Annotated in this window: 21 protein-coding genes; all 21 read right to left on the bottom strand. The window is 56.6% G+C overall.

Annotated features, from left to right (window positions below; translation table 11 throughout):
• Window positions 1-40: 40 nt before the first annotated feature.
• A complete protein-coding gene (gene secM, locus ACWPW2_RS02585; RefSeq protein WP_454121541.1) occupies window positions 41-544 on the bottom strand; it encodes a secA translation cis-regulator SecM in 504 nt (167 codons plus the stop codon).
• Window positions 545-825: 281 nt separating this feature from the next.
• Entirely contained in the window at window positions 826-1,743 is a 918-nt protein-coding gene (lpxC, locus tag ACWPW2_RS02580) for a UDP-3-O-acyl-N-acetylglucosamine deacetylase (RefSeq protein WP_023480366.1), read from the bottom strand.
• A 100-nt stretch (window positions 1,744-1,843) separates the two neighbouring features.
• Entirely contained in the window at window positions 1,844-2,992 is a 1,149-nt protein-coding gene (gene ftsZ / locus ACWPW2_RS02575) for a cell division protein FtsZ (protein WP_007373153.1), read from the bottom strand.
• 114 nt (window positions 2,993-3,106) lie between these two features.
• Window positions 3,107-4,363 carry a cell division protein FtsA gene (ftsA, locus tag ACWPW2_RS02570; RefSeq protein WP_023480191.1) on the bottom strand — a complete coding sequence of 419 codons (1,257 nt, stop codon included), beginning with the start codon at window positions 4,361-4,363 and terminating at the stop codon, window positions 3,107-3,109.
• On the bottom strand, window positions 4,360-5,211 hold the full coding sequence (gene ftsQ, locus ACWPW2_RS02565; RefSeq protein WP_042718391.1) for a cell division protein FtsQ: 852 nt from the start codon (window positions 5,209-5,211) through the stop codon (window positions 4,360-4,362). The genes ftsA and ftsQ overlap by 4 nt, the downstream gene beginning before the upstream one ends.
• Before the next feature lies 1 nt (window position 5,212).
• Entirely contained in the window at window positions 5,213-6,133 is a 921-nt protein-coding gene (locus tag ACWPW2_RS02560) for a D-alanine--D-alanine ligase (RefSeq protein ID WP_454121539.1), read from the bottom strand.
• The gene (gene murC, locus ACWPW2_RS02555; protein WP_454121537.1) at window positions 6,126-7,598 is read right to left on the bottom strand and encodes a UDP-N-acetylmuramate--L-alanine ligase; all 1,473 of its coding nucleotides are present in this window, start codon (window positions 7,596-7,598) and stop codon (window positions 6,126-6,128) included. Before murC ends, ACWPW2_RS02560 begins: the two co-directional genes overlap by 8 nt.
• A 59-nt stretch (window positions 7,599-7,657) precedes the next feature.
• Window positions 7,658-8,725 (bottom strand): undecaprenyldiphospho-muramoylpentapeptide beta-N-acetylglucosaminyltransferase, encoded by a 1,068-nt coding sequence (gene murG, locus ACWPW2_RS02550; protein WP_270221305.1) that lies wholly within the window; start codon window positions 8,723-8,725, stop codon window positions 7,658-7,660.
• On the bottom strand, window positions 8,725-9,966 hold the full coding sequence (ftsW, locus tag ACWPW2_RS02545) for a cell division protein FtsW (RefSeq protein ID WP_023480426.1): 1,242 nt from the start codon (window positions 9,964-9,966) through the stop codon (window positions 8,725-8,727). Before ftsW ends, murG begins: the two co-directional genes overlap by 1 nt.
• Complete coding sequence (gene murD, locus ACWPW2_RS02540; RefSeq protein ID WP_454121535.1) at window positions 9,966-11,282, bottom strand: UDP-N-acetylmuramoyl-L-alanine--D-glutamate ligase; 1,317 nt, start codon at window positions 11,280-11,282, stop codon at window positions 9,966-9,968. The genes ftsW and murD overlap by 1 nt, the downstream gene beginning before the upstream one ends.
• Before the next feature lie 2 nt (window positions 11,283-11,284).
• Window positions 11,285-12,367, bottom strand: a complete 1,083-nt coding sequence (mraY, locus tag ACWPW2_RS02535) for a phospho-N-acetylmuramoyl-pentapeptide-transferase (RefSeq protein ID WP_023480302.1) — start codon at window positions 12,365-12,367, stop codon at window positions 11,285-11,287.
• Complete coding sequence (gene murF / locus ACWPW2_RS02530; RefSeq protein WP_242389991.1) at window positions 12,361-13,719, bottom strand: UDP-N-acetylmuramoyl-tripeptide--D-alanyl-D-alanine ligase; 1,359 nt, start codon at window positions 13,717-13,719, stop codon at window positions 12,361-12,363. Before murF ends, mraY begins: the two co-directional genes overlap by 7 nt.
• Complete coding sequence (gene murE / locus ACWPW2_RS02525; protein WP_454121534.1) at window positions 13,716-15,203, bottom strand: UDP-N-acetylmuramoyl-L-alanyl-D-glutamate--2,6-diaminopimelate ligase; 1,488 nt, start codon at window positions 15,201-15,203, stop codon at window positions 13,716-13,718. The genes murF and murE overlap by 4 nt, the downstream gene beginning before the upstream one ends.
• On the bottom strand, window positions 15,190-16,956 hold the full coding sequence (locus ACWPW2_RS02520) for a peptidoglycan glycosyltransferase FtsI (RefSeq protein ID WP_023480405.1): 1,767 nt from the start codon (window positions 16,954-16,956) through the stop codon (window positions 15,190-15,192). Before ACWPW2_RS02520 ends, murE begins: the two co-directional genes overlap by 14 nt.
• A 25-nt stretch (window positions 16,957-16,981) precedes the next feature.
• The gene (gene ftsL, locus ACWPW2_RS02515) at window positions 16,982-17,347 is read right to left on the bottom strand and encodes a cell division protein FtsL (RefSeq protein WP_023480380.1); all 366 of its coding nucleotides are present in this window, start codon (window positions 17,345-17,347) and stop codon (window positions 16,982-16,984) included.
• Complete coding sequence (rsmH, locus tag ACWPW2_RS02510; protein WP_023480357.1) at window positions 17,344-18,285, bottom strand: 16S rRNA (cytosine(1402)-N(4))-methyltransferase RsmH; 942 nt, start codon at window positions 18,283-18,285, stop codon at window positions 17,344-17,346. Before rsmH ends, ftsL begins: the two co-directional genes overlap by 4 nt.
• Window positions 18,286-18,287: 2 nt before the next feature.
• On the bottom strand, window positions 18,288-18,746 hold the full coding sequence (gene mraZ / locus ACWPW2_RS02505; protein ID WP_023480198.1) for a division/cell wall cluster transcriptional repressor MraZ: 459 nt from the start codon (window positions 18,744-18,746) through the stop codon (window positions 18,288-18,290).
• A 621-nt stretch (window positions 18,747-19,367) separates the two neighbouring features.
• Window positions 19,368-20,372: a catabolite repressor/activator gene (cra, locus tag ACWPW2_RS02500; protein WP_023480463.1), complete on the bottom strand. Its 1,005-nt coding sequence runs from the start codon at window positions 20,370-20,372 to the stop codon at window positions 19,368-19,370.
• 177 nt (window positions 20,373-20,549) lie between these two features.
• Entirely contained in the window at window positions 20,550-21,041 is a 492-nt protein-coding gene (ilvN, locus tag ACWPW2_RS02495) for an acetolactate synthase small subunit (protein ID WP_007373137.1), read from the bottom strand.
• A gap of 2 nt (window positions 21,042-21,043) precedes the next feature.
• A complete protein-coding gene (gene ilvI / locus ACWPW2_RS02490) occupies window positions 21,044-22,768 on the bottom strand; it encodes an acetolactate synthase 3 large subunit (protein WP_279793614.1) in 1,725 nt (574 codons plus the stop codon).
• Window positions 22,769-23,154: 386 nt separating this feature from the next.
• Complete coding sequence (leuO, locus tag ACWPW2_RS02485; protein WP_023480261.1) at window positions 23,155-24,117, bottom strand: transcriptional regulator LeuO; 963 nt, start codon at window positions 24,115-24,117, stop codon at window positions 23,155-23,157.
• Window positions 24,118-24,318 lie beyond the last annotated feature (201 nt).

Here is a 24,318-nt window from a genome sequence, read left to right as displayed (position 1 = left end):
CCGCTCAGCGAAGCGAAAAAAATGGATGAATAGGGCTTTTTTAGCTGAGGGAGTATGGTCCGGCGCGGATACCCTGCGCCTGGCTAATCCAGTTCGAGACACTGAACGTCGCGAACGGTGTAAAAGAGAGGCGATCCGCAAGGCGTACAATCGCCGGCTGCTTGCTTTCAACGTTAAGCAGCGCGCTTAGCGTATCGAGCAGGGCAAGATGATGTGCCTGAATCGGCAAAGGCTCTTCCGTTGCGGCGGCCAGCGTTTGCGGCGCCATGGCGAACGAAAGATGACGAATAACGGTGCGGATGGCGTGCTGATGCCAGTAATCAACGGTGAAGTTTGGACGGCGTTTCGCTTCCAGCAGCGCGAGGCTGGTAAAATTCGCCGTGGTCGCCGAAGCGTGATTGCGCGTCGTTTCGCGCGTGGCATGGGTTTCGGTATTACTGGCAAGCGCGGGCAAGCCAAAACTCGCCGCGACCATCCCTAATAAGAGATGCGGCCAGAAATAGCGTCTGCCAAATTGTCGCCAACGCGTCAGTATTCCGCTCACTTGCTCCACCAAAAAAGACGCGTCCATGATGTTGCGTCTATGAAAGTCGATTGCGCCCAAATCTTATCACTAATGCCGCCGCCACACAGCAGGAAACAGGCCTGACGCGCGTGAAAACTGGCGAGGAAAGCAGCAATCAAACGCAGGATCGCAGCGTTGAAAAGATTTCCGGAAAGATTAGTCGTAAAGAGAGGGTTTTGCGGCGCGCAAAAAGAAAAACGACTGGTTCCCCTGACCGGAGAGAGTGCCAGGTTAACCAGTCGATTTTTTAGGTTATGGCGTTATGCCAGAACCATTGAAGGTGCTTTGAATGCCAGCGGCAGTTCAGCTTCGTCTTCGAAGGTCACATATTCCCATGCTTCCTGTTTTGCCAGAACAGCCTGCAGAAGTTTGTTGTTCAGCGCATGACCGGATTTATAAGCGGTAAACGCACCGATAATGTTGTGACCACACATAAAGAGGTCGCCGATTGCATCGAGCATTTTGTGGCGCACGAATTCATCTTCGAAACGCAGGCCGTCTTCGTTCAATACGCGATAATCGTCAACTACGATGGCACAATCGAAGCTTCCGCCCAGGCACAGGCCGCGGGACTGAAGGTATTCGATATCACGCATGAAACCGAAAGTACGCGCGCGGCTAATCTGGCGCATAAATGCATCGGCAGAGAAGTTCATCGCGTAACGTTGCGTGCTAGCATCAATCGCCGGGTGGTTGAAGTCGATGGTGAAATCGAGCGTAAAACCGTTATGCGGTTTGAACTCGGCCCACTTATCGCCATCTTCAACGCGCACCGTCTCTTTGATGCGAACGAATTTCTTGGCGCTGTTCAGCTCCTCGACCCCTGCGTCAAGCAACAGGTATACGAACGGTGCTGCACTGCCATCCATAATTGGAATTTCCGGTGCATCGACTTCGACAATGATGTTGTCGATACCCAGCCCCGCCAGAGCCGCATTTAAGTGCTCAACGGTGGAAATCCGCACGTCATGCTCGTTGACCAGACAAGTACAGAGCATAGTATCACGCACAGATTTAGCATCAGCCGGAAAGTCTACCGGTGGATTTAAGTCAGTGCGACGATAGATGACCCCGGTATTTGCCGGCGCAGGGCGCAACGTCAGTGTGACTTTCTTGCCGGTATGTAAACCGACACCAGTCGCCTGAACGATACGTTTAAGAGTCCTTTGTTTGATCATCGTATAATCTCGCCTTATTACCAATCCAACCAAATTGTATAACACAATGGGTGGGCCAGTTTAGCACAAAGAGCGAACATGCCCAACTTCCAGTAAATTCTTAGTCCGCCTGCTTACGCAGAAACGCCGGAATATCCAGATAATCGGGCTCTTTGGTGGTCTGCGGCGTATTGTCGTTAACCACTTTCGCCGGCTTCTGCTCCTGCTGCATCGGCTGCATGCCGTGCTGCTGGTAGCGATCCATAACCGGCTGCTGCGCCTGTTTGTTAGTTACCAGAGTAATCTCAGGACGCTTGTCCATACCGATACCGGTGGCAACAACGGTCACACGCAGTTCGTCGTTCATATCCGGGTCGAGAGAGGTACCGATAACCACCGTCGCGTTGTCAGAAGCGAACGCACGAATGGTGTTACCGACGGTCTCGAACTCATCCAGACGCAGGTCGAAGCCGGCAGTGATGTTAACCAGCACACCACGCGCGCCAGAAAGATCGATATCTTCCAGCAGCGGGCTGGAGATCGCCATTTCTGCCGCTTCTTCCGCACGATCTTCACCGCTTGCCACGCCAGAGCCCATCATCGCGTAGCCCATTTCGGACATCACGGTGCGCACGTCGGCGAAGTCAACGTTCATTAGACCCGGACGGGTAATCAGCTCGGCGATACCCTGCACCGCGCCTTTCAGCACGTCGTTTGCCGCGCCGAACGCGTCAAGCAGAGAGATACCGCGACCCAGCACTTTCAGCAGCTTGTCGTTCGGGATAGTGATCAGGGAATCGACATGTTTTGAGAGCTCGGTAATACCCTGCTCTGCAAAGGCCATGCGCTTCTTGCCTTCAAAGTTGAACGGCTTAGTCACCACCGCAACGGTCAGAATGCCTAAGTCTTTAGCAACTTCAGCTACCACAGGCGCCGCACCGGTACCGGTACCGCCACCCATGCCCGCTGCGATAAAGACCATGTCAGCGCCTTCCAGCGCAGCGCGCAACGCTTCACGATCCTCTTCAGCCGCATTACGACCGACTTCAGGGTTAGCCCCTGCGCCCAGACCTTTGGTAATACCGCCACCGATCTGGATGGTCTGCCCTACCGCCGTCTTACGCAACGCCTGAGCGTCGGTATTCACCGCGAAGAACTCAACCCCTTCGATGCGCTCGCGCACCATATGCTCCACGGCATTACCGCCGCCGCCACCGACGCCGATGACTTTAATCACCGCGTCGTTGGTTAATTCCATTGGTTCAAACATAATCTCTCTCCGTCTTTACGCCTCATCCACCGGGCAGCCCGTGGGCCGCTTATCAGGATTGGCGTATGTGCCTGTCGCCTGAAACCGCTAATTTTCTACGGTCTCTGAAAAAAATTAAAACTCTTTTCGCAGCCAGCTGTTGATTCGTTTGAACCACGAACCGACTGACGTCCGCTTTTCCACTTCTGCTTCACCACTTAAATGGGTCTCTTTCCCGTAGTGCAGCAACCCAACCGCCGTAGAGTAATACGGCTCCTGGGCGTAATCAGTTAAGCCAGTAATATTGAGCGGTGCACCAATACGCACCTGCGTATGGAACACACGTTGCGCGCAGGCCGCCAGACCTTCAATCTGCGCCGCGCCGCCGGTTAATACAATCCCCGCCGCAAGATGATGTTTCACACCCTGCTGGCGAAGCTGCTCCTGCAACTGCAATATCTCGTCGTTGACCAGGTTGAGCAGCTCGGTATAGCGCGGCTCAATCACATCTGCCAGCGTCTGGCGCTGCAGGCTGCGCGGCGGTCGACCGCCCACGCTCGGCACTTCAACGCTCTCATCTTTACCGACCAGCGATCCCAGCGCGCAACCGTGGCGAACTTTAATCGCTTCCGCATCGCTCGGCGGGGTGCCGAAGGCGTAGGCGATATCGCTGGTTACCACATTCCCCGCATAAGGGATCACTTTGGTGTGGCGCAGCGCGCCGCCAGTATAAACGGCCATGTCCATTGTACCACCGCCGATGTCAACGACGCAGACGCCCAGTTCGCGTTCATCTTCCGTCAACACCGAATAGCTGGAGGCCAGCCCGGCAAAGATAAGTTGGTCAACTTTCAAACCACATCGTTCAACGGCTTTAACGATGTTTTTCGCCATATCGTTATGGCAAGTAATCAGGTGTACTTTCGCCTGCATGCGCACGCCGGAAAGGCCTACCGGGTTTTTAATACCCTCCTGGTAGTCAATGGCGTACTCCTGCGGAATCACGTGCAGTACGCGGTGTTCATCACGTACGCGGACTGATTTCGCGGTATGCACCACGTTTTCCACATCTTCCAGCGTCACTTCTTCTTCTGAAATCGGCACCATACCAATTTCGTTCTGGCAACTAATGTGTTTCCCCGAGAGCGCAAGGTAGACCGAGGAGATCTGGCAATCGGCCATCAGTTCGGCCTGATCGATGGCGCGCTGTACGCACTTCACCACCGACTCCAGATCGTTCACCCCGCCTTTGTCCATCCCACGGGATGGGCAACTGCCTACGCCAATGATATTAACAATACCGTCGGGCAGAACTTCCCCTACTAAAGCGGCGACCTTCGCGGTGCCAATCTCCAGTCCAACTACCAGTTTTCTGTCCGTCGCCTTGATCATTGTTGCTCTGCCTGTGCCTGATTCTGTTGTGCCTGATTTTGCTGCTGATCCGCTTGTTCCTGTACAGGGGCAGGCTTCCAGCCTACCGCCGCGCCTGAGTCATAGCGCAAATCCACGTAGCTTATCTCTTTGCCGTCCGTCTGGGCCTGCTGCTGCAGCACCGGATAGAGTTCAACAAAGCGCGCCAGACGTTTCATCGTATCGCCACGGCCCAGGTTGAGCTTGATATCATTGCTCAGCGTGACCTGCCAGGAGCGCCGCGCGGTCATCGCCGCTTCTTTCAGCGTGAACTTATCCTTTGCCAGCACCTGTCCCATATCGCGGTAACCCTGCAGCACTTCATTTTCGCTGCCTTCCGGGCCATACAGCATCGGCAATATCTGCTTGCTGGTGCGTTCCGCCGGTACGCTAAAGGCGTTGCCGTCCGCATCAACCATATGCTGGTCATTCCACCGCGCTATGGGCACATATTCAACCAGATGAATCTTCAATTCGTCCGGCCACTGCTTTCTTACGCTCGCCTGCTTGATCCACGGCAGGCGCTCAATCTGGCTCTGAATGATATTGACGTCCTGGGACATAAAGGTCCCGGGTGCGCCAAGCGCCAGAATGGACTGGCGAATATCATCATTGCGCGTGTAGTGACGATCGCCGGTTAACACCAGCTTCGACAGCGGTAACCGCTGCGCGTCATCCATCCAGCCGAGCACAATCCAGCCACTCACCAACACGGTGCACAGTACCGTCAACAGGAACACAATGCCGGCAAGGCGCGTTCCATTGTTGCGGCGGGAGGTCGTTACCGCCTCCGCTTCGCGATTTCGCGTGTTCAGCGCAGCCTGAGACATATCACTCCGCCAGTTCCAGAATACGAACAACAAGCTGGGTAAAGCTCAGCCCCGCCTGACGCGCCGCCATCGGCACCAGGCTGTGGCTGGTCATACCCGGCGAGGTATTCGCTTCCAGCAAGTAAAATTGACCATCGCTGTCGAGCATGGCATCGATTCGCCCCCAGCCGCGGCAGCCTAAAACCTGCCACGCTTTGGCGATCAGCGCCTGTAAAGCCGCTTCCCGCTCTGCTTCCAGACCTGATGGGCAGAAATACTGCGTCTCATCAGAGAGATACTTCGCCTCATAATCATAGAAGATTCCCGCCGGTTGAATGCGAATCGACGGTAAAATTTCATTTCCAAGCAACGCGACGGTAAATTCCGGGCCACTGAGCCATTTTTCGATCAGAACTTCATCATCGTGTTGAAAAGCAAGCGCTAAAGCCGCCTGCAGATCGCTACTTTCGTTGACCTTTGACATCCCGACGCTGGAGCCTTCACGGCTTGGCTTAACGATCAGGGGCAAGCCCAACGCTTCAATACTTTGAATATCAGACACTTGCAGGCCTGATTCAAACTCGCCGCGCGTCAGCGCAACCCACTGCGCAACCGGTAAACCCGCGCCCTGCCACAGCAATTTGCTGCGCAGTTTATCCATTGAAATCGCAGAGGCCATCACGCCGCTGCCGGTGTAGGGAACGCCGGTCAGCTCCAGCAGACCCTGCAGCGTGCCATCTTCACCGCCGCGGCCGTGCAGCGCGATAAACGCTTTACTGAAGCCCATCTCTTTCAGGCGGGTTACATCAACCTCGCGCGGATCAATGGCATGGGCGTCAACACCACCTTCACGCAGCCCGGCAAGCACAGCCGCGCCTGAATTAAGCGACACATCGCGCTCGGCAGAGGTGCCACCCAGCAGAACGGCAACTTTTTCAGCCACGCTGCACCTCCTCGCTCTGCGGCACCAGTTTGCACTGCGCGAGGCTGCGGGCGATCTTGCCGATATTACCTGCGCCCTGAATCAGGATCAGATCGTTACCGGTCAGCACCGGGGCCAGCATCGCTGCTACCTGATCCGGATCGGAGACCAGGATCGGGTCGATCTTGCCGCGACCGCGGATCGTGCGGCACAGCGAACGGCTGTCAGCACCCGGGATCGCCGTTTCGCCCGCGGCATAAACTTCCAGCATCAGCAGCTTATCCACCTGCGTCAGCACGTTGGCGAAATCGTCATAGAGATCGCGGGTACGCGTATAGCGGTGCGGCTGGAAAATCATCACCAGATTTTTATCCGGCCAGCCGGCGCGCGCGGCTTTAATCGTTGCGTCCACTTCCGTTGGATGGTGACCGTAATCATCAACCAGCATCGCGCTGCCGCTGTTGCCATTCACCGCTTCCAGCGGAAACTCGCCGAGGAAATCAAAACGGCGACCGGTGCCCTGGAAGCTCTCCAGCGCGCGCAGAATCGCCTCGTCGTCAATCCCCTCTTCCGTCGCCACGGCCACCGCCGCTGCGGCGTTAAGCGCATTGTGGCGACCCGGCGCATTGAGCGTTACGCGCAGCGCCGGTTTATCCTGGCGCACCAGCGTAAAGTGGCCCTGCGGCCCCTGCTGGCGGTACTCTTCAATGCGCACATCGGCGTCGTCGCTAAATCCATAGGTGGTAATTTGACGCCCGACGCGCGGCAGCAGCTCGCGGATCACCGGGTCATCAACACACATCACCGCACGGCCATAAAACGGCAGGTTGTGCAGGAAGTTGATAAACGTCGTTTTCAAATTCTCGAAGTCGCCGTGGTACGTATCCATATGGTCGGCTTCGATATTGGTCACAATCGCCACCATCGGTTGCAGGTGCAGGAAGGAGGCGTCGCTCTCATCCGCTTCGGCAATCAGATAACGGCTATGGCCCAGGCGCGCATGCACCCCGGCCGCTTTTACCAGCCCGCCATTCACGAAGGTCGGATCCAGACCCGCTTCCGCGTAGATACTGGAGACCATGGCGGTGGTGGTCGTTTTTCCGTGCGTCCCGGCGATAGCGATGCCGTGACGAAAACGCATTAATTCAGCCAGCATCTCCGCGCGGCGGATCACCGGGATACGCGCTTCCTGCGCGGCAACGATCTCCGGGTTATCGGCAGAGATGGCGCTGGAGACCACAACAACGCTCGCATCAAGCACATTTTCCGGGCGATGGTTGAAGTAGATGGTGGCGCCAAGAGACGTCAGCTGCTGCGTCACCGGGTTTGGCGCTAAATCAGAACCGCTAATCTGGTAGCCTTCGTTGGCCAGCACTTCGGCAATACCGCCCATGCCAGCACCGCCGATGCCAACGAAGTGAATGTGCCGGACGCGACGCATCTCGGGCACGATTAAACGCAGTTTCGCAAGTTCTTGTGTATTCATTTTCTAAACGCCATCAACTTCTAAAAAATTGGCGCGACGCAAACAGGCGTCGCCACGATTTAACCTTGAGCCGCAAGGCTCACTTCATGCGCCACCCGCTCGGTGGCGTCGGGGATGGCTGCCGCGCGTGCGCGTTCCGCCATCTCTCTTAATGCTTCACGATCCCAGCCCGCAAGCGTTGCTGCCACGGCATCAACGGTAAACTGCGGCTGTTCGAGGATCTTCGCCGCGCCCACTTTCTCCAGCGGCAGGGCATTCCAGTACTGCTGTCTGTCTTTGTGCTGGAACGGCACAAACAGCGCCGGCAGACCGGCAGCGGCGATTTCGCTCACCGTCAGCGCGCCGGAGCGGCAAACGACCACATCCGCCCACGCATAGGCTTTAGCCATATCGTCAATAAATTCAGTAACTTTATGCTGCGCCTGCCCGGAAGTGGCATACGCCTGCTCAACATCCTGCTGCGCGCCTTTCCCGCTCTGATGCCAGATGGTGACCGCCGCGCCCAGTTTAGCCGCCACCTGCGGCATGGTCTGGTTCAGCACGCGCGCGCCCTGAGAGCCGCCAACCACCAGCACGCGGATTGGCCCTTCGCGGCCCGGCAGACGCATCTGCGGCAGCGGCAGCGCCAGCACATCAACGCGCACCGGGTTCCCCACCACTTCCGCTTTCGGAAATGCGCCGGGGAATGCCTGCATCACTTTGGTGGCAATCTTCGCCAGCCACTTGTTGGTCAACCCGGCAATACCGTTCTGCTCATGCAGGACAACCGGGATACCGAGCGACCAGGCGGCAAGACCGCCGGGGCCGGAGACATACCCGCCCATGCCCAGCACCACGTCCGGTTTGAAGCGCTTCATAATGTCGCGCGCCTGACGCCAGGCGTTAAAGATACGCACCGGCGCGAGCAGCAGCGCTTTCAGCCCTTTGCCGCGCAGGCCGGAGATGCGGATGAAGTCGATATCGATGCCATGTTTCGGCACCAGGTCAGCCTCCATACGATCGGCGGTTCCGAGCCAGCGTACTTGCCAGCCCTGATCCATCAAATGGTGCGCCACGGCGAGACCGGGGAAAACATGCCCGCCGGTTCCGCCTGCCATCACCATTAACCGCTTAGGTTGACCACTCATCACACACCTCGTGTAAACGCCTGAGCTTTCTTCAGACGCGTTTCATAATCTATCCGTAGCAACAGCGTAATCGCCGTCGACATAATCAATAAACTGGAGCCGCCGTAACTGATCAGCGGCAGGGTTAAACCTTTGGTCGGCAGCATACCGGCTGCCGCACCGACGTTAACCAGCGCCTGGAAGCTAAACCAGATACCTATGGAGCAAGCAAGGAAACCGGAGAAGCGGTGGTCAATCTCCAGCGCTTTTCTGCCAATGGACATGGCGCGGAAAGCGACGAAGAATACCATTAAAAGTGCGGCTACCACACCGATATAACCGAGTTCTTCGCCGATGATGGAGAAGATAAAGTCGGTATGCGCTTCCGGCAGATACTCCAGCTTCTGTACCGAGTTGCCGAGCCCCTGCCCCCACAGCTCGCCGCGGCCAAACGCCATCAGCGACTGGGTTAACTGATATCCGCTGCCAAACGGATCTTCCCACGGGTTCCAGAAGGAAGTTACGCGGCGAATACGATAGGGTTCGGCGAGGATCAGCAGTATCACAGCCGAGATACCCATGCCGATAATGGCGATGAACTGCCACAGCTTCGCGCCTGCAAGGAACAGCATCGCCAGCGTGGTAATAAACAGCACTACCACCGTACCGAGGTCCGGCTGCGCCAGCAGCAGGATCGCCAGCACGAGGATCACGCCCATCGGTTTTAAGAAACCGCGCAGGTTGTTACGCACTTCATCCACTTTGCGCACCAGGTAGTTAGCCAGATAGCAGAAGAGCGACAGCTTGGTGAACTCCGCAGGCTGGAAGCGCATGATGCCAAGGTCGATCCAGCGCGACGCACCGTTGATCGAGCTGCCCACCACCAGCACCACTAACAGCATAATGATCGCCGCGATCAGCATCACCGAGCTGTACTTCTGCCAGAACTCCATCGGCAGGCGCAGCGTGATCATCGCCATACAGAACGACAGGAACAGGTAAAGCCCGTGGCGTTTGGCGAAGAAGAAGGGATCGTCCGTCAGTCGCTGACCGACCGGCATTGACGCCGAGGTCACCATAATGAAGCCGATCGCCGCCAGGCCCAGCGTCAACCACAGCAAGGTGCGGTCGTACATCACCAGGCTGTCGGTATCTTTCTGTCGCGAACCCATGACCCAGCCTTTCAATGCCGCAAACAGCCACGCCAGGATCCCATAACCTGGCAGACGCGGCATTCTCGGGCGGGGAAGCGTTAAACGCATTAGCCTAACTCCTGCGCCAGACGGGTGAACTGGTCGCCCCGTTGTTCAAAATTCTTAAACTGATCGAGGCTGGCACAGGCCGGCGACAACAGCACCATATCGCCCGGCTGCACACGTGCGGCAATTAAGCGCATCGCCTGATCCATAGTTTCTGTCTGCTCAGCCACTTCCGGGCGCAGCGCAGCCAGTTCAGCGCCATCGCGCCCGAAGCAGTAGAGGCGAATACGATCGCCGCTGAGGTAGCGCTTCAGCGGCGAGAAGTCCGCCGATTTGCCATCGCCGCCGAGCAGCAGATGCAGCGTACCTTCCACCTGCAGGCCATTAAGCGCCGCTTCGGTGCTGCCGACGTTGGTCGCTTTCGAGTCGTTGATCCAGCGCACGCCGTTATGCTCAAACGCCAGCTGGAAGCGGTGCGCCAGCCCGCCAAAGGTGGTCAGCGCCTTCAGGCTGCTGGCGCGCGGTAAACCTGCCGCGTCCGCCAGCGCCAGCGCTGCCAGCGCGTTGGTGTAGTTGTGCTGGCCGCTCAGTTTCATCTCTTTGACGTTCAGCACCTTCTCACCTTTTACCCGCAGCCAGATTTCGCCCTGCTGGCGGTTGAGGTGATAGTCACCGACGTCAACGCCAAAGCTGACGCAGCGCTCATCGGCACCGCGAACCGGCATGGTCAGTGCGTCATCAGCATTCACCACGCACACTTTGGCATTTTCATAGATACGCAGTTTGGCCGCACGGTACTGTTGCAGGCCAAACGGGTAGCGATCCATATGATCTTCAGTAACGTTGAGAATGGTTGCCGCCACAGCGTGCAGGCTGGAGGTGGTTTCCAGCTGGAAGCTGGAGAGCTCCAGCACATAGAGCTCGCGCGCTTCGTCCAGCAGCATCAGCGCAGGCAGGCCGATATTGCCGCCGACGCCAACATTTTTACCGGCTGCTTCTGCCATTTCACCGACCAGTTTGGTAACGGTACTTTTGCCGTTCGAACCGGTAATGGCGATGATCGGTGCCTGCGCTTCACGGCAGAAGAGCTCGATATCGCCGACAATCTCGACGCCCGCGTCCGCAGCGGCGCTCAGCGACGGATGCGCCAGCGCCATACCGGGGCTGGCGACAATCAGATCGGCGCTCTGCAACCAGTTATCGTTAAGACTACCAAGATGGCGCTCGACCGTTTCCGGCAGCTTATCCAGCCCCGGCGGCGACGTACGGGTATCCATCACCTTAGGCGTGACGCCGCGCGCGAGGAAAAAGTCCACGCAGGAAAGGCCCGTCAGGCCTAAACCGATAATGACGACTTTTTTACCCTGGTAATCTGCCATGATTAACGTACCTTCAGCGTTGCCAGGCCAATCAGCACCAGCATCAGCGAAATAATCCAGAAGCGCACAATCACGCGCGGCTCCGGCCAGCCTTTCAATTCATAGTGGTGGTGAATCGGTGCCATACGGAAAATGCGCTGGCCGCGCAGTTTGAACGAGCCAACCTGCAAAATCACCGACAGCGTTTCCACCACAAAGACGCCGCCCATGATCACCAGCAGGAACTCCTGGCGCAGCAGCACGGCGATAATGCCGAGCGCGCCGCCGAGCGCCAGCGATCCGACATCGCCCATAAAGACCTGCGCCGGATAGGTGTTAAACCACAGGAAACCGAGCCCGGCACCGACAATCGCCGTACATACAATCACCAGCTCACCCGCGTGACGCAGATAAGGGATGTGCAGGTAGTTGGCGAAGTTCATGTTACCGGTCGCCCACGCCACAAGCGCGAAACCGCCTGCAACAAAGACGGTCGGCATAATCGCCAGGCCATCGAGGCCATCCGTCAGGTTGACGGCGTTACCGGTGCCGACAATCACAAAGTAAGCGAGCAGCACATAGAACAGACCGAGCTGTGGCATTACATCTTTAAAGAACGGCACCACCAGTTCGGTGGCGGGGGTATCTTTTCCGGCAAGGTAGAGCGCAAACGCGACGCCCAGCGCAATCACCGACATCCAGAAGTACTTCCAGCGGGCGATAAGCCCCTTGGTATCTTTGCGCACCACTTTGCGGTAATCATCGACAAAGCCGATGATGCCGTAGCCCACCAGCACCACCAGTACGCACCAGACGTAGGGGTTGGAGGGGTAAGCCCACAGCAACACCGAGACGACGATCGCAGTGAGGATCATAATCCCGCCCATCGTCGGCGTACCGCGTTTGCTGAAGTGCGATTCCGGGCCGTCGTTACGCACAACCTGGCCAAAAGAGAGTTTCTGCAAGCGGGCGATCATGCGCGGCCCCATCCACAAGGAGATGAAGAGCGCGGTCAGCAGGCTGACAATGGCGCGAAACGTCAGATAGGAAAAGACGTTAAAGCCGGAATAATATTTGACCAAATGCTCGGCCAGCCAAACTAACATGTCCCGTTCTCCTGTAAGTCGCGTACCACCTCTTCCATGGCGGAGCTACGTGAACCTTTCACTAAAATGGTAATCATTGGGTGCTCGGCAATCAGCGCTGTTAAACGCGCCGTGGCCGCAGCTTTATCGTTGAAATGCTCGCCAACGCCGCTGGCGTCGCTGAGCGCTTTACTTAATGTGCCGACGCTCAGCACTTTGTCGATACCGACGGCTTTCGCCGCTTCGCCGACCTGAACGTGGCAGGCTTCGCTCTCGTCGCCCAGCTCCGCCATATCGCCCACCACCATCACGCGGTAGCCGGGCATCTCTGCCAGCACGTGCGCTGCGGCGGTCATCGACCCGACGTTGGCGTTGTAGGTGTCATCCAGCAGCAGCTGGTTTTCACCGAGGCGCACCGGGAAGAGACGGCCCGGCACTGCTTTCAGCTTCGCCAGGCCCTGTTTTACCGCATCGAGAGATGCGCCCACCGCCATTGCCAGCGCGGTCGCTGCCAGCGCGTTAGCAATGTTGTGACGTCCCGGCAGGGGTAAAGTCACCTCTGCATTGCCGGTCGGCGTTTGCAGCGTGAACTCGGTACCGTGCGAGGTGATATGCACATTGGTGGCGGTAAAATCACTGTTCGCCGCGTTGGGCGAGAAGCGCCACACTTTGCGATCGCCGATAATGCTCTGCCAGTTCAGCCAGTCATTATTATCGGCATTGAGGATGGCGATGCCGTTGGCTGGCAGGCCGGTGTAGATTTCACCTTTCGCCTTCGCCACGCCCGCCAGCGATCCGAAGCCTTCCAGATGCGCGGCGGCCAGGTTGTTAACCAGCGCCGCTTCCGGGCGGGTCAAACTAACGGTCCAGGCGATTTCACCCTGGTGGTTAGCACCCAGTTCAATCACCGCGTACTGATGCTCTTTGGTCAGACGCAGCAGAGTCATCGGCACGCCGATATCATTGTTCAGGTTGCCCGCGGTGTAGAGGGTGTTGCCGCACTCGCCAAGAATGGCGGCGGTCATCTCTTTCACCGAGGTTTTACCGGAGGAGCCGGTCAGCGCAACGACGCGCGTCGGCACCTGCTGACGCACCCATGCCGCCAGTTCGCCAAAGGCCTGGCGGGTATCACTCACCACCAGTTGCGGCAGATCGGTATCCAGCTTGCGGCTCACCAGCAGCGCGCCCGCGCCGCCCGCTTTGGCTTGATCGGCAAAGTCGTGGGCGTCAAAACGTTCGCCTTTCAGCGCCACAAACAGGCAGCCCGGCGTCAGTTTGCGGGTATCGCTGGTCACGGCGTCAATTGTGACGTCCTGACCTAAAAGTTCACCGTGCAGCGTGCCGGCAAGCTGGCTGAGCGTTACGCTAATCATGCTACTACCCCCAGCAGACGCGCGGCGGTGACACGGTCTGAGTAATCGAGACGGTGGGTGCCGACAATCTGATAATCTTCATGGCCTTTACCTGCCAGCAGCACCACATCGTTCTCTTTGGCCTGCATAATGGCGTTGGTCACCGCTTCGGCACGGCCCTCCACCACATGCGCACGACCGGCGTCGAGCATACCGGCGAGAATGTCATTAATGATGGCGCGCGGCTCTTCGGTGCGCGGGTTGTCATCAGTGACGACCGGCACATCGGCAAACTCTTCGGCAATCGCGCCCATCAGCGGACGTTTGCCCTTGTCGCGATCGCCGCCGCAGCCAAAGACGCACCACAGTTTTCCGGTGCAGTGCAGGCGCGCGGCCTGCAGCGCTTTTTCCAGCGCATCCGGCGTGTGGGCATAATCCACCACCACCGTCGGTTTGCCCGGCGCGCTGAACACTTCCATCCGGCCACAAACGGGTTGCAGGCGGGAAGCGGTTTTAAGCAGTTCGCTGAGCGGATAGCCGAGCGCCAGCAGGGTTGCCAGCGCCAGCAGCAGGTTGCTGACGTTAAACGCGCCCATCAGGCGGCTTTCGATTTCGCCTTCGCCCCAGCTGGAGTCGAAGCGAATGGTCGCCCCGCTGTCGTGGTAATCGACGCTCAGGGTTTTCAGCCAGCGCCCGTGGCAGTCCGGGTTGATATGGCCTTCCATCGACACGGCAACCGCATCCGGCAGGTTTGCCAGCCAGCGGCGGCCCACTTCGTCATCGGCGTTGATGATCGCCTGACCATAGTGGTGTGAGGAGAAGAGCAGCCATTTGGCGGCTTCGTAATGGGTCATATCGCCGTGATAATCGAGATGATCGCGGCTTAAATTGGTGAACACCGAGGCGGCGAATTTCAGCGCCGCCACGCGATGCTGTACCAAACCGTGGGAGGAGACCTCCATCGCAGCAAGGGTAGCGCCCTGCTCCGCGAGACCGGCAATCACATGCTGGACATCAACCGCGGAACCGGTGGTGTTCTCTGTTGGAATCACTTTACCGAGCAGGCCGTTGCCGACCGTGCCCATCACTGCACTGGTTTCACCCAGCAGCTGGCTCCACTGAGCGAGCAGCTGCGTAGTAGTGGTTTTACCGTTGGTACCGGTGACGCCGATCAGGCGCAGCTGGTCTGACGGCTCGCCGTAAAAACGGCTCGCCAGCGCAGAGAGGCGCTCGTTCAGCTGGCTTAAGTAAACCACCGGCACGCCGTGCATTTCACGAATTTCACCGTCATTTGCCTCGTCTTTCGCTTCAGCAATAATGGCAGCAACACCTTGCGCAATCGCCTGCGGGATATAACGACGCCCGTCCGCCTGATGACCGACCACCGCCACGAAGAGATCGCCCGACGCAGCCACACGGCTGTCGAGTGTCATCTCTCGTAGTGCTCGCGCAGGTAGCATTGGTACCCACGGAGCGAGAAGGTCGCGCAAATTACGATCTGCCACCTGATCCCTCGCCTTGATTAATTACAAACTCACTTTTTTCGCCCGTGGTCAGCGCATCCGGCTCAATGTTCATGGTGCGCAGTACGCCGCCCATGATGGCACCGAAGACCGGCGCAGAGACCGCGCCACCGTAGTATTTGCCCGCTTGCGGATCGTTAATGACCACCACCAGCGCAAAGCGCGGCCGGCTGGCAGGCGCGACGCCCGCAGTGTATGCAATGTATTTATTGATGTAGCGCCCATCCGGCCCGACTTTTTTCGCGGTACCGGTTTTGATCGCGATGCGATAGCCCTTGATGGCCGCTTTTACCCCGCCGCCGCCCGGCAGCGCCACGCTCTCCATCATGTGCACCACGGTGCGGACAATGGATTCGTTGAAGACGCGCTCACCCGGTACGGGCGGGTCGACTTTGGTAATCGACAGCGGGCGATAGATGCCATAGCTGCCAATGGTTGCGTAGACTCGCGCTAACTGTAACGGCGTTACCATTAGCCCGTAGCCGAAAGAGAAGGTGGCCCTCTCTATGTCAGACCACCGTTGTTTTTGAGGAAATAAGCCACTGCGTTCCCCGACCATCCCCAAATTGGTCGTTTTTCCCAGTCCAAAACGTGAGTAAGTATCTACTAACGCTGAGGAGGGCATCGCTAACGCCAGCTTGGATACGCCAACGTTACTCGACTTCTGCAGCACCCCGGTGAGGGTCAATTCGCTATAGCGCGCCACGTCTTTGATTTCGTGGCCGTTAATTCGGTAAGGCACGGTGTTAAGCACCGTATTCGGATTAACCACGCCGCGTTGCAGCGCGGTCATCACCACCATCGGTTTCACCGTCGAACCCGGTTCGAAAACGTCGGTGATAGCGCGGTTACGCATCGCGTCTTTGGCAGTGCCGGAGAAGTTATTCGGGTTATAGGAGGGGCTATTCGCCATCGCCAGCACTTCGCCGGTGTTGACATCCACCAGCACGGCGCTGCCGGATTCGGCTTTGTTAAACGCCACGGCGTTGTTCAGCTCGCGGTAAACCAGCGCCTGCAGACGTTCGTCAATGCTCAGCGCGAGGTTGTGCGCCGCCTGGCTGTCGGTCGAGGAGATATCCTCAATCACGCGGCCATAGCGATCTTTACGCACGATGCGCTCGCCCGGCTGGCCGGTAAGCCACTTATCAAAGCTCTTTTCGACCCCTTCAATCCCCTGGCTGTCGACGTTAGTAAAGCCGATCAGGTGAGCGGTCACTTCCCCGGACGGGTAGTAGCGGCGCGACTCTTCGCGCAGATGAATGCCGGGAAGCTTGAGTTTTTTGATGTAATCCCCCAGATCCGGGTTGACCTGACGGGCAAGATAGATAAAGCGCATCTTCGGGTTGGCGTTGATGCGCGAGGCCAGCTGATCGAGCGGCATGTTGAGCGCATCGGAGAGCGCTTTCCAGCGGTTATCCAGCGTTACGCCGCCCGCGTCATGCAGCTCTTTCGGATCGGCCCAGATCGCTTTTACCGGCACGCTGACCGCCAGCGGACGCCCGGAGCGGTCGGTGATCATCCCGCGCGAGGTCGCCACTTCCTGCACGCGCAGTGAGCGCATATCGCCCTGGCGCACCAGCATATCGGGATTGATGATTTGCAGATACGCGACGCGGCCAATCAGGAAGCCGAGCGCCAATAAAATACAGCCGCAAAGCAACGCAAAACGCCAACTTATAAAGTTGGCCTGCTCTTCCTGGCGTTTCGCTTTCACCATCTTCGCCGCGGCTTTCATGCGCTGGGTTGTTCCTTTTTCATCGCTATTTCTGCACCACAATATTTTCCTGTGAAGGATCGACGTGCTGCATCTGCAGTTTCTCGGTAGCAATCCGCTCCACCCGGCTATGATCGCCGAGGGCGTTCTCTTCAAGAATCAGGTTGCGCCATTCGATATCCAGCGCGTCGCGCTCAATCACCAGTTGTTCACGCTGTGCGGTTAACAAACGGGTATGGTGCGCAGTGGTGACGACCGTGATGGCCGTCATGATGATGCAAATGAACAGGCAGAGTGGCAGTTTCCCGAACCGCAAAAGATCGTCGCCGATCACGCCAGGCAAGGCATGGCGCTCGCTGCTTCCTAACGATCCCTTAACTTTGCTGAGGGTCTCTGTCACTCTGCCGATCATGCGTTCGTCCTCTCTGCAATACGCAGAACTGAACTACGGGCACGTGGGTTTTCCGCCACTTCTTCTTCGCCCGGCATCATTTTTCCTAAGGCTCGCAGTTGACGGCCACCCAGCTTGCTGAGTTGCGCTTCGGTCATCGGCAGCCCGGCAGGAACCTGCGGCCCCCGGCTTTGCTCACGCATAAAGCGCTTCACAATGCGGTCTTCCAGCGAGTGGAAGCTGATGACAGAAAGCCGGCCTCCCGGGGCCAGCACATCGAGCGAGTTTTTTAGCGCCTGCTCTATCTCCTCCAGTTCACTGTTCACCCAGATGCGCACCGCCTGGAAGGTACGGGTCGCGGGATGTTTAAACTTATCTTTTATCGGCGTCGCCGCTGCCACCACTTCCGCCAGCGCTTTGGTGCGGGTCATCGGATCGAGGCGATTACGCTCGACGATGGCGCGGGCGATGCGTTTAGCAAAGCGCTCTTCACCAAAGGTTTTCAGCACCCAGGCAATATCCGCTTCGTCTGCGGTTTGCAGCCACTGGGCGGCAGACTGGCCGCGCGTCGGATCCATACGCATATCCAGCGGGCCGTCTCGCATAAAGGAGAAGCCGCGCTCCGGATCGTCAAGCTGCGGTGAAGAGACGCCAAGATCGAGAAGAATGCCATCGATCTTGCCAATAAGATCGCGCTCGCTGACATAATCAGCGAGCGCGGAAAAGGGTCCATGAATGATGGAGAAGCGCGGGTCATTAATGGTCTTCGCAACTTCAATTGCCTGCGGATCGCGATCGATTGCCAGCAAGCGGCCTTCCGCCCCCAGTTGGGAGAGGATCAGGCGCGAGTGTCCACCGCGACCAAAAGTGCCATCAATGTAAATGCCATCAGGACGAATATTCAGGCCGTTAACGGCCTCATCCAGCAGCACCGTTGTGTGTTTAAAATTTTCCATCATCATTAAAGAGACAAATCCTGCAACCGATCCGAAAGTCCTTCGGAACCGGATTGCTCAGCGTCAATATCTTCCCTGACCTGTTGATACCAGGTCGTTTCATCCCACAGCTCAAATTTATTGAACTGTCCGACCAGCATCACTTCTTTGGTTAGCCCGGCGTGCTGCCGTAAGACAGGCGCAATTAAGATGCGACCGGCGCTATCCATCTGGCACTCGCTGGCATGCCCCAGCAATAAACGTTGTACGCGCCGCTCAAGCGGGTTCATGCTCGACAGCCGCGACAGTTTTTGCTCGATAATTTCCCATTCGGGCAGAGGGTAAAGCAGCAGGCATGTGTGGCGAATATCAATGGTACAGACCATCTGGCCGGAGGCACTCTCCTGCAGCGAATCCCGATAACGGGTCGGAACGGATAACCGCCCTTTGCTGTCGAGATTGACTAACGTCGCGCCACGGAACATGTCCGGTTTACCCCCGCATGATCATTTCCACCACTTTATCCCACAAAACCCCACCGAGGGAGTTTACGGAGCGGAGGAAAAGCTTGTCAAGCCAGCGCAAAGGCCAACAAGAACAAAAGATCCCTTATTCGTAATGAATATCAGCGTCGGTGAAATAGTGCTCAGCTTACGAGGCAAATTAACGTCATGAATATTTGCAAGAAAAAAGGGGGGAATATAGGGCCCGGGGTTTCAGACCATTCCGTTTCTGTACGCGAAATATAAAGTGTCAGTTTGCGACGCGGGCGGCATTTTAAGGCATAACGGCGCGACTTAACAGCGCCAGATGCAGGAGCTGGCGCTAACTTAGCCCCGGTTTCGCTAAGGGAATGCCTCGCTCAACAAAAGTGGTTGTTAATTAATCGAAAGCGATCAGGAGATGTAACAATTCAATACAGAAATCATCATCAGTAACTTCTTAACGGGCAGTGAGAAATCGGAAGTAAAGAAACTTAAAGAAATAATAAATCAGAGCATCTTCGTAAATTAAGGATTTATCTGAGGAGTTAAATAGCACTATTTCGATTAAGGCGAAATGTTGAAAAGGAAAAAGGCAGCGGGCGCTGCCTTAATTGCGTTTATTTATACCCGGCTTAATATGCCGCGTCGATAGAGATTACGTCGAATACGGCTTAACCCCGGCTTCGGCTTGCGCGGTTCATCCAGGCTTGCCAGCACAATCTCGAGCACCCGCTCGGCGACGTCGCGGTGACGCTGCGCCACAGCCAGCACCGGGCATTGCAGGAAATCGAGCAGTTCATGATCGCCAAAGGTGGCTATCGACAGATTGGAAGGCAGCTTACCGTCGCGGCGCAGCGTTACATCCAGCACGCCCTGCAGCAGCGCGAAAGAGGTGATAAACATCGCTTCCGGCATCTCGTTCGTTTCCAGCCACTTTTCAAATAACTGGGCGGCGGCTTCGCGTTCATAGCCATTGGCGTAGAGGTACTTCACCTCGCGGGGATCGTCTTTCCAGGCGCTGCGGAAACCCTGCTCGCGCAGGAAGCTTACCGAGAGTTCCGGCAGCGCGCCTAAATAGAGCACGCGCTCCGCCGGCATTTTACGCAACTCCGCCGCCAGCATCTCTGAATCCTCCTGGTCGGCACCCACTACGCTGGTGAAGTGTTCACGATCCAGCGCGCGATCGAGCGCGACAATCGGGAAGGCGTCATTTGCCCAGCGCTGATAGAAGGGATGCTCCGGCGGAAGCGAGGTCGAGACGATAATGGCATCAACCTGCCGTTGCAGCAGATGTTCGATGCAGCGCATCTCATTATCGGGCTGATCTTCAGAGCAGGCGATCAGCAGCTGGTAGCCACGCTGGCGCGCCTGGCGCTCCAGATAGTTTGCAATACGGGTATAGCTTGTGTTTTCCAGATCGGGAATGACCAGCCCAATCGATCGTGTGCGTCCTGCTCGTAACCCAGCCGCCACCGCGTTCGGGTGGTAGTTATGCTCACGAACGACCGCCATAACTTTCTCAACGGTTTTATCGCTGACACGATACTGCTTCGCCTTTCCGTTGATGACGTAGCTTGCCGTGGTTCGTGAGACGCCGGCGAGCCGGGCGATTTCATCCAGTTTCACAATTGCCCCTTAAAATGATGCGCACCATAACCTTTTTAGGGATATAGGTTAATTTCCATAACATCTAAGCGCAGAAAGGTAACTGCGGCAACCGCTTTTCTCTCTGCTTCCGGCTGATTTCGCAAAAAAAAGCCCGGCATAATCAGCCGGGCTTAAAAATGTGGAACCTTGCTCGCATTAGCGCATGATTTTATCGCCGCGTGATAAACCGACCACGCCGGAGCGCGCCACTTCAACAATCTTCGCTACATCACGAATTGTGGCGAGGAACGCATCCAGCTTGTCGCTGGTGCCGGCGAGCTGAACCGTGTAAATCGACGGTGTGACGTCAATGATCTGCCCGCGGAAGATCTCCGCGTTGCGTTTAACCTCTTCACGGCCATAGCCGCTGGCCTGAATCTTCACCAGCATGATCTCGCGCTCAACATACGCTCCCTGCCCCAGTTCGTTTACGCGCAGCACGTCCACCAGTTTGTGCAGCTGCTTCTCGATCTGTTCAAGGACCTTTTGATCGCCCACGGTCTGGATGGTCATCCGCGACAGGGTGGGATCATCCGTTGGTGCGACCGTCAGGCTCTCGATGTTATAGCCGCGCTGTGAGAAGAGGCCGATGACGCGTGATAACGCGCCCGATTCGTTTTCCAGTAAGACAGACAGTATCCGGCGCATAATCAGGTTCTCTCCGTTTTGCTTAACCACATCTCATCCATGCCGCCGCCGCGGATCTGCATCGGATAAACGTGTTCACTTCCGTCAACGGTCACATCAACAAAGACCAGACGATTGTTTTTCACCTGCTCCAGCGCCTCGGCGAGCTTCGCCTCCAGCTCTTCCGGGCGGGTAATGCGGATGCCAACATGCCCGTACGCTTCGGCGAGACGGGCAAAATCCGGTAAAGACTCCATGTAGGATTGCGAGTGGCGACCGGAATAGATCATGTCCTGCCACTGCTTCACCATGCCGAGGTAGCGGTTGTTGAGGTTGAGAACCAGCACCGGCAGTTCATATTGCAGCGCCGTGGAAAGCTCCTGAATATTCATCTGGATACTGCCATCGCCGGTGACGCAAATCACCGTTTCGTCCGGCAGCGCCATTTTTACGCCCAGCGCGGCAGGTAAGCCGAAGCCCATCGTGCCGAGGCCGCCGGAGTTGATCCAGCGGCGCGGTTTATCAAAGCGATAATAGAGCGCGGCAAACATCTGGTGCTGACCAACATCGGAGGTGACATAAGCATCGCCATTGGTCAGACGCCAGACGGCCTCAATCACCGCCTGCGGTTTGATGCTTTCACTTTGCGTGTCATATTTCAGGCACTGGCGCGCGCGCCACTGTTCAATGCGCAGCCACCAGTCGCGGATCTCATCGTGCGGCTGCGACGCGCGCTCCTGCTCCAGCAACTCCAGCATCTGCTCCAGCACCTGGCGCGCATCGCCAACAATCGGCACATCTGCCTGTACGGTTTTAGAAATAGAGGTGGGATCGATATCGATATGCAGCACCGTCGCGTCGGGGCAGTACTTGAGCAAGTTATTAGTAGTGCGATCGTCAAAACGTACGCCGACGGCAAAGATCACGTCAGCGTGGTGCATCGTCATATTCGCTTCATAGGTGCCGTGCATCCCGAGCATGCCGAGGGACTGACGATGGGAAGCCGGGAATACGCCCAGCCCCATTAATGAGGAGACCACCGGCGCATTCAGCGTTTCAGCCAGCTGGCGCAGCGGCGCGTCGCAGGCAGAAGTAATTGCCCCACCGCCGACATAGAAGACCGGCTTTTTCGCGGCAACCAGGGTTTGCAGCGCGCGTTTAATCTGCCCTTTGTGCCCCTGCGTGGTTGGGTTATAGGAGCGCATGCTGACCGACTCCGGCCAGAGATAGGGCAGCTTGTTCGCGGGGTTCATAATATCTTTCGGCAGATCCACCACTACCGGCCCCGGGCGTCCGCTGGCAGCGAGCCAGAACGCCTTTTTCAATACGCCGGGAATATCTTCCGTCTGCTTCACCAGAAAGCTGTGTTTTACCACCGGGCGGGAGATGCCCACCATGTCGCACTCCTGGAAGGCGTCGTAACCAATCAGCGAGGTCGCTACCTGACCGGAGAGCACCACCAGTGGAATGGAGTCCATATAAGCTGTCGCAATACCGGTGATGGCGTTCGTCGCGCCGGGGCCGGAAGTCACCAGCACCACCCCCACTTCGCCTGTCGCACGCGCCAGCCCGTCTGCCATGTGAACGGCCGCCTGCTCGTGCCGCACCAGTACATGCTCGATGCCACCGACGGTATGCAGGGCGTCGTAGATATCAAGTACCGCCCCTCCGGGGTAGCCGAATACCTTCTTTACGCCTTGATCGATGAGCGATCGGACGACCATCTCGGCTCCAGACAACATCTCCATGCTTTGCCTCCAGGCTTACGTTTGTCGACTGACGGCAGAACTCATTTCCGCACTGTCGCTCTGTTCAGAACAGGACATCCTGCTTTCTGATTATGAATGGCAGTTACCATAACCGCTCAAAATCTGGCAGGCAATCCGACCTCCGGCGAGGAAAAGCCGCGCTAAAAGCAGAAATACGACGTCTTAAATGAAGAGCTGGTGAAAACGTCTGTAATAAGCCGCGACGATGACCATTGATCGCTGTGATAAGGGAATGTTCAGTAATTCATGCATTTTTAACGTCGTGCAGAGATTCGTAGTCGGGGCAAATCAGAATAAAATAGTAGTTCGTTCGATAAATGCAGAATAAACCGGAAGTTTGCAACCCGGTTTATTCTGCACGCCGCTTAGTGGCTACAGACCGACACCAGCAGCTCCTCCATCCACTGATGCCCCTTATCGCGACCGGCGGATTCGTGCCACGAGAGACAGCAGGTACGGCTGTTGAGCGTAAGCGGCAACGGCAGCGTATGCAGCGCCAGCCCGCTGGCAAAGCGCTCCACCAGCCAGCGCGGCGCAATGGCAACCAGATGGGTTTGAGAGACAACGTTTAATACGCTGGGCAGCGCCATTCCCTGATAGGCAATGCGGTTGCGCTTTTCAACCGTGTCGTACCAGGGCTGGCTGAAAGAGGCGTAGCGCTCCAGCGAAACAACGGCGTGCTGCTCGTTAAACAGGCTGTTTTCCGTCGTCAGTTCAGCGATGCGCGGATGTTGTTGGCTCACCGCCAGCACCATTTCATCTTTAAACAGCGGGACGCAGGAAAACTCCGGACGACGAAATTCTTCATAGCCGATCACAAATTCTATTTCCTGATAGCGCAACTGATGTTCGGTACTGTGATTTAGATCAGATTTAAATATCAGTTTTATATTTGGTGCGACGGCTTTCACATTATTGTAAATAACCGAAGTCAAGAAATTATCGAGTGGACTGCATACGCAAAGATTAAAAATACGCTCGCTGCTTTGTGGATCAAAACCGGAGCCAGGCAGTTCATTTTGTACCAACTGAAGAGCCTGTCTTATCGCACCAAAAAGCTGATACGAACGCGCGGTAGGTTGAATGCCCCGACCATAACGAACAAAAAGTTCGTCATTAAACATCACTTTAAGACGCGCAACGGCATTACTGACGGCGGGTTGAGACATGCCCAACGCATGGGCTGCACGCGTAATGTTTTGCTCCTGCATAACGGCATCAAAAACGGTCAGCAAATTGAGATCTACTGAACGTAACTGTGGTTTCTCGCCGTCATTAACTTTTTGATTATAAAGACTTTCCCCGGGAAAATTGCAATCCGTCGTCATGATAAACTCCCTTGACTTGTGTAATAATAATATTCAGGAAGATGATTTATCACGCATATAGCATTATTAGAAGCGCAGTGTGAAAATTTAGGAATATATAAAGCTTACATTTAATTTCCTGGATGAAATTAAAAAAAGCATTACTTAGCCCTGTAATATAAATTATTTTTTAACATTTTCACTTCCATAGCTGTTTTGTAA

The organism is Kosakonia sp. Marseille-Q7440, from assembly GCF_965119485.1.
The sequence above is the reverse complement of the archived record's forward strand: the minus strand, read 5'-3'. Positions and strand labels throughout refer to the sequence as shown.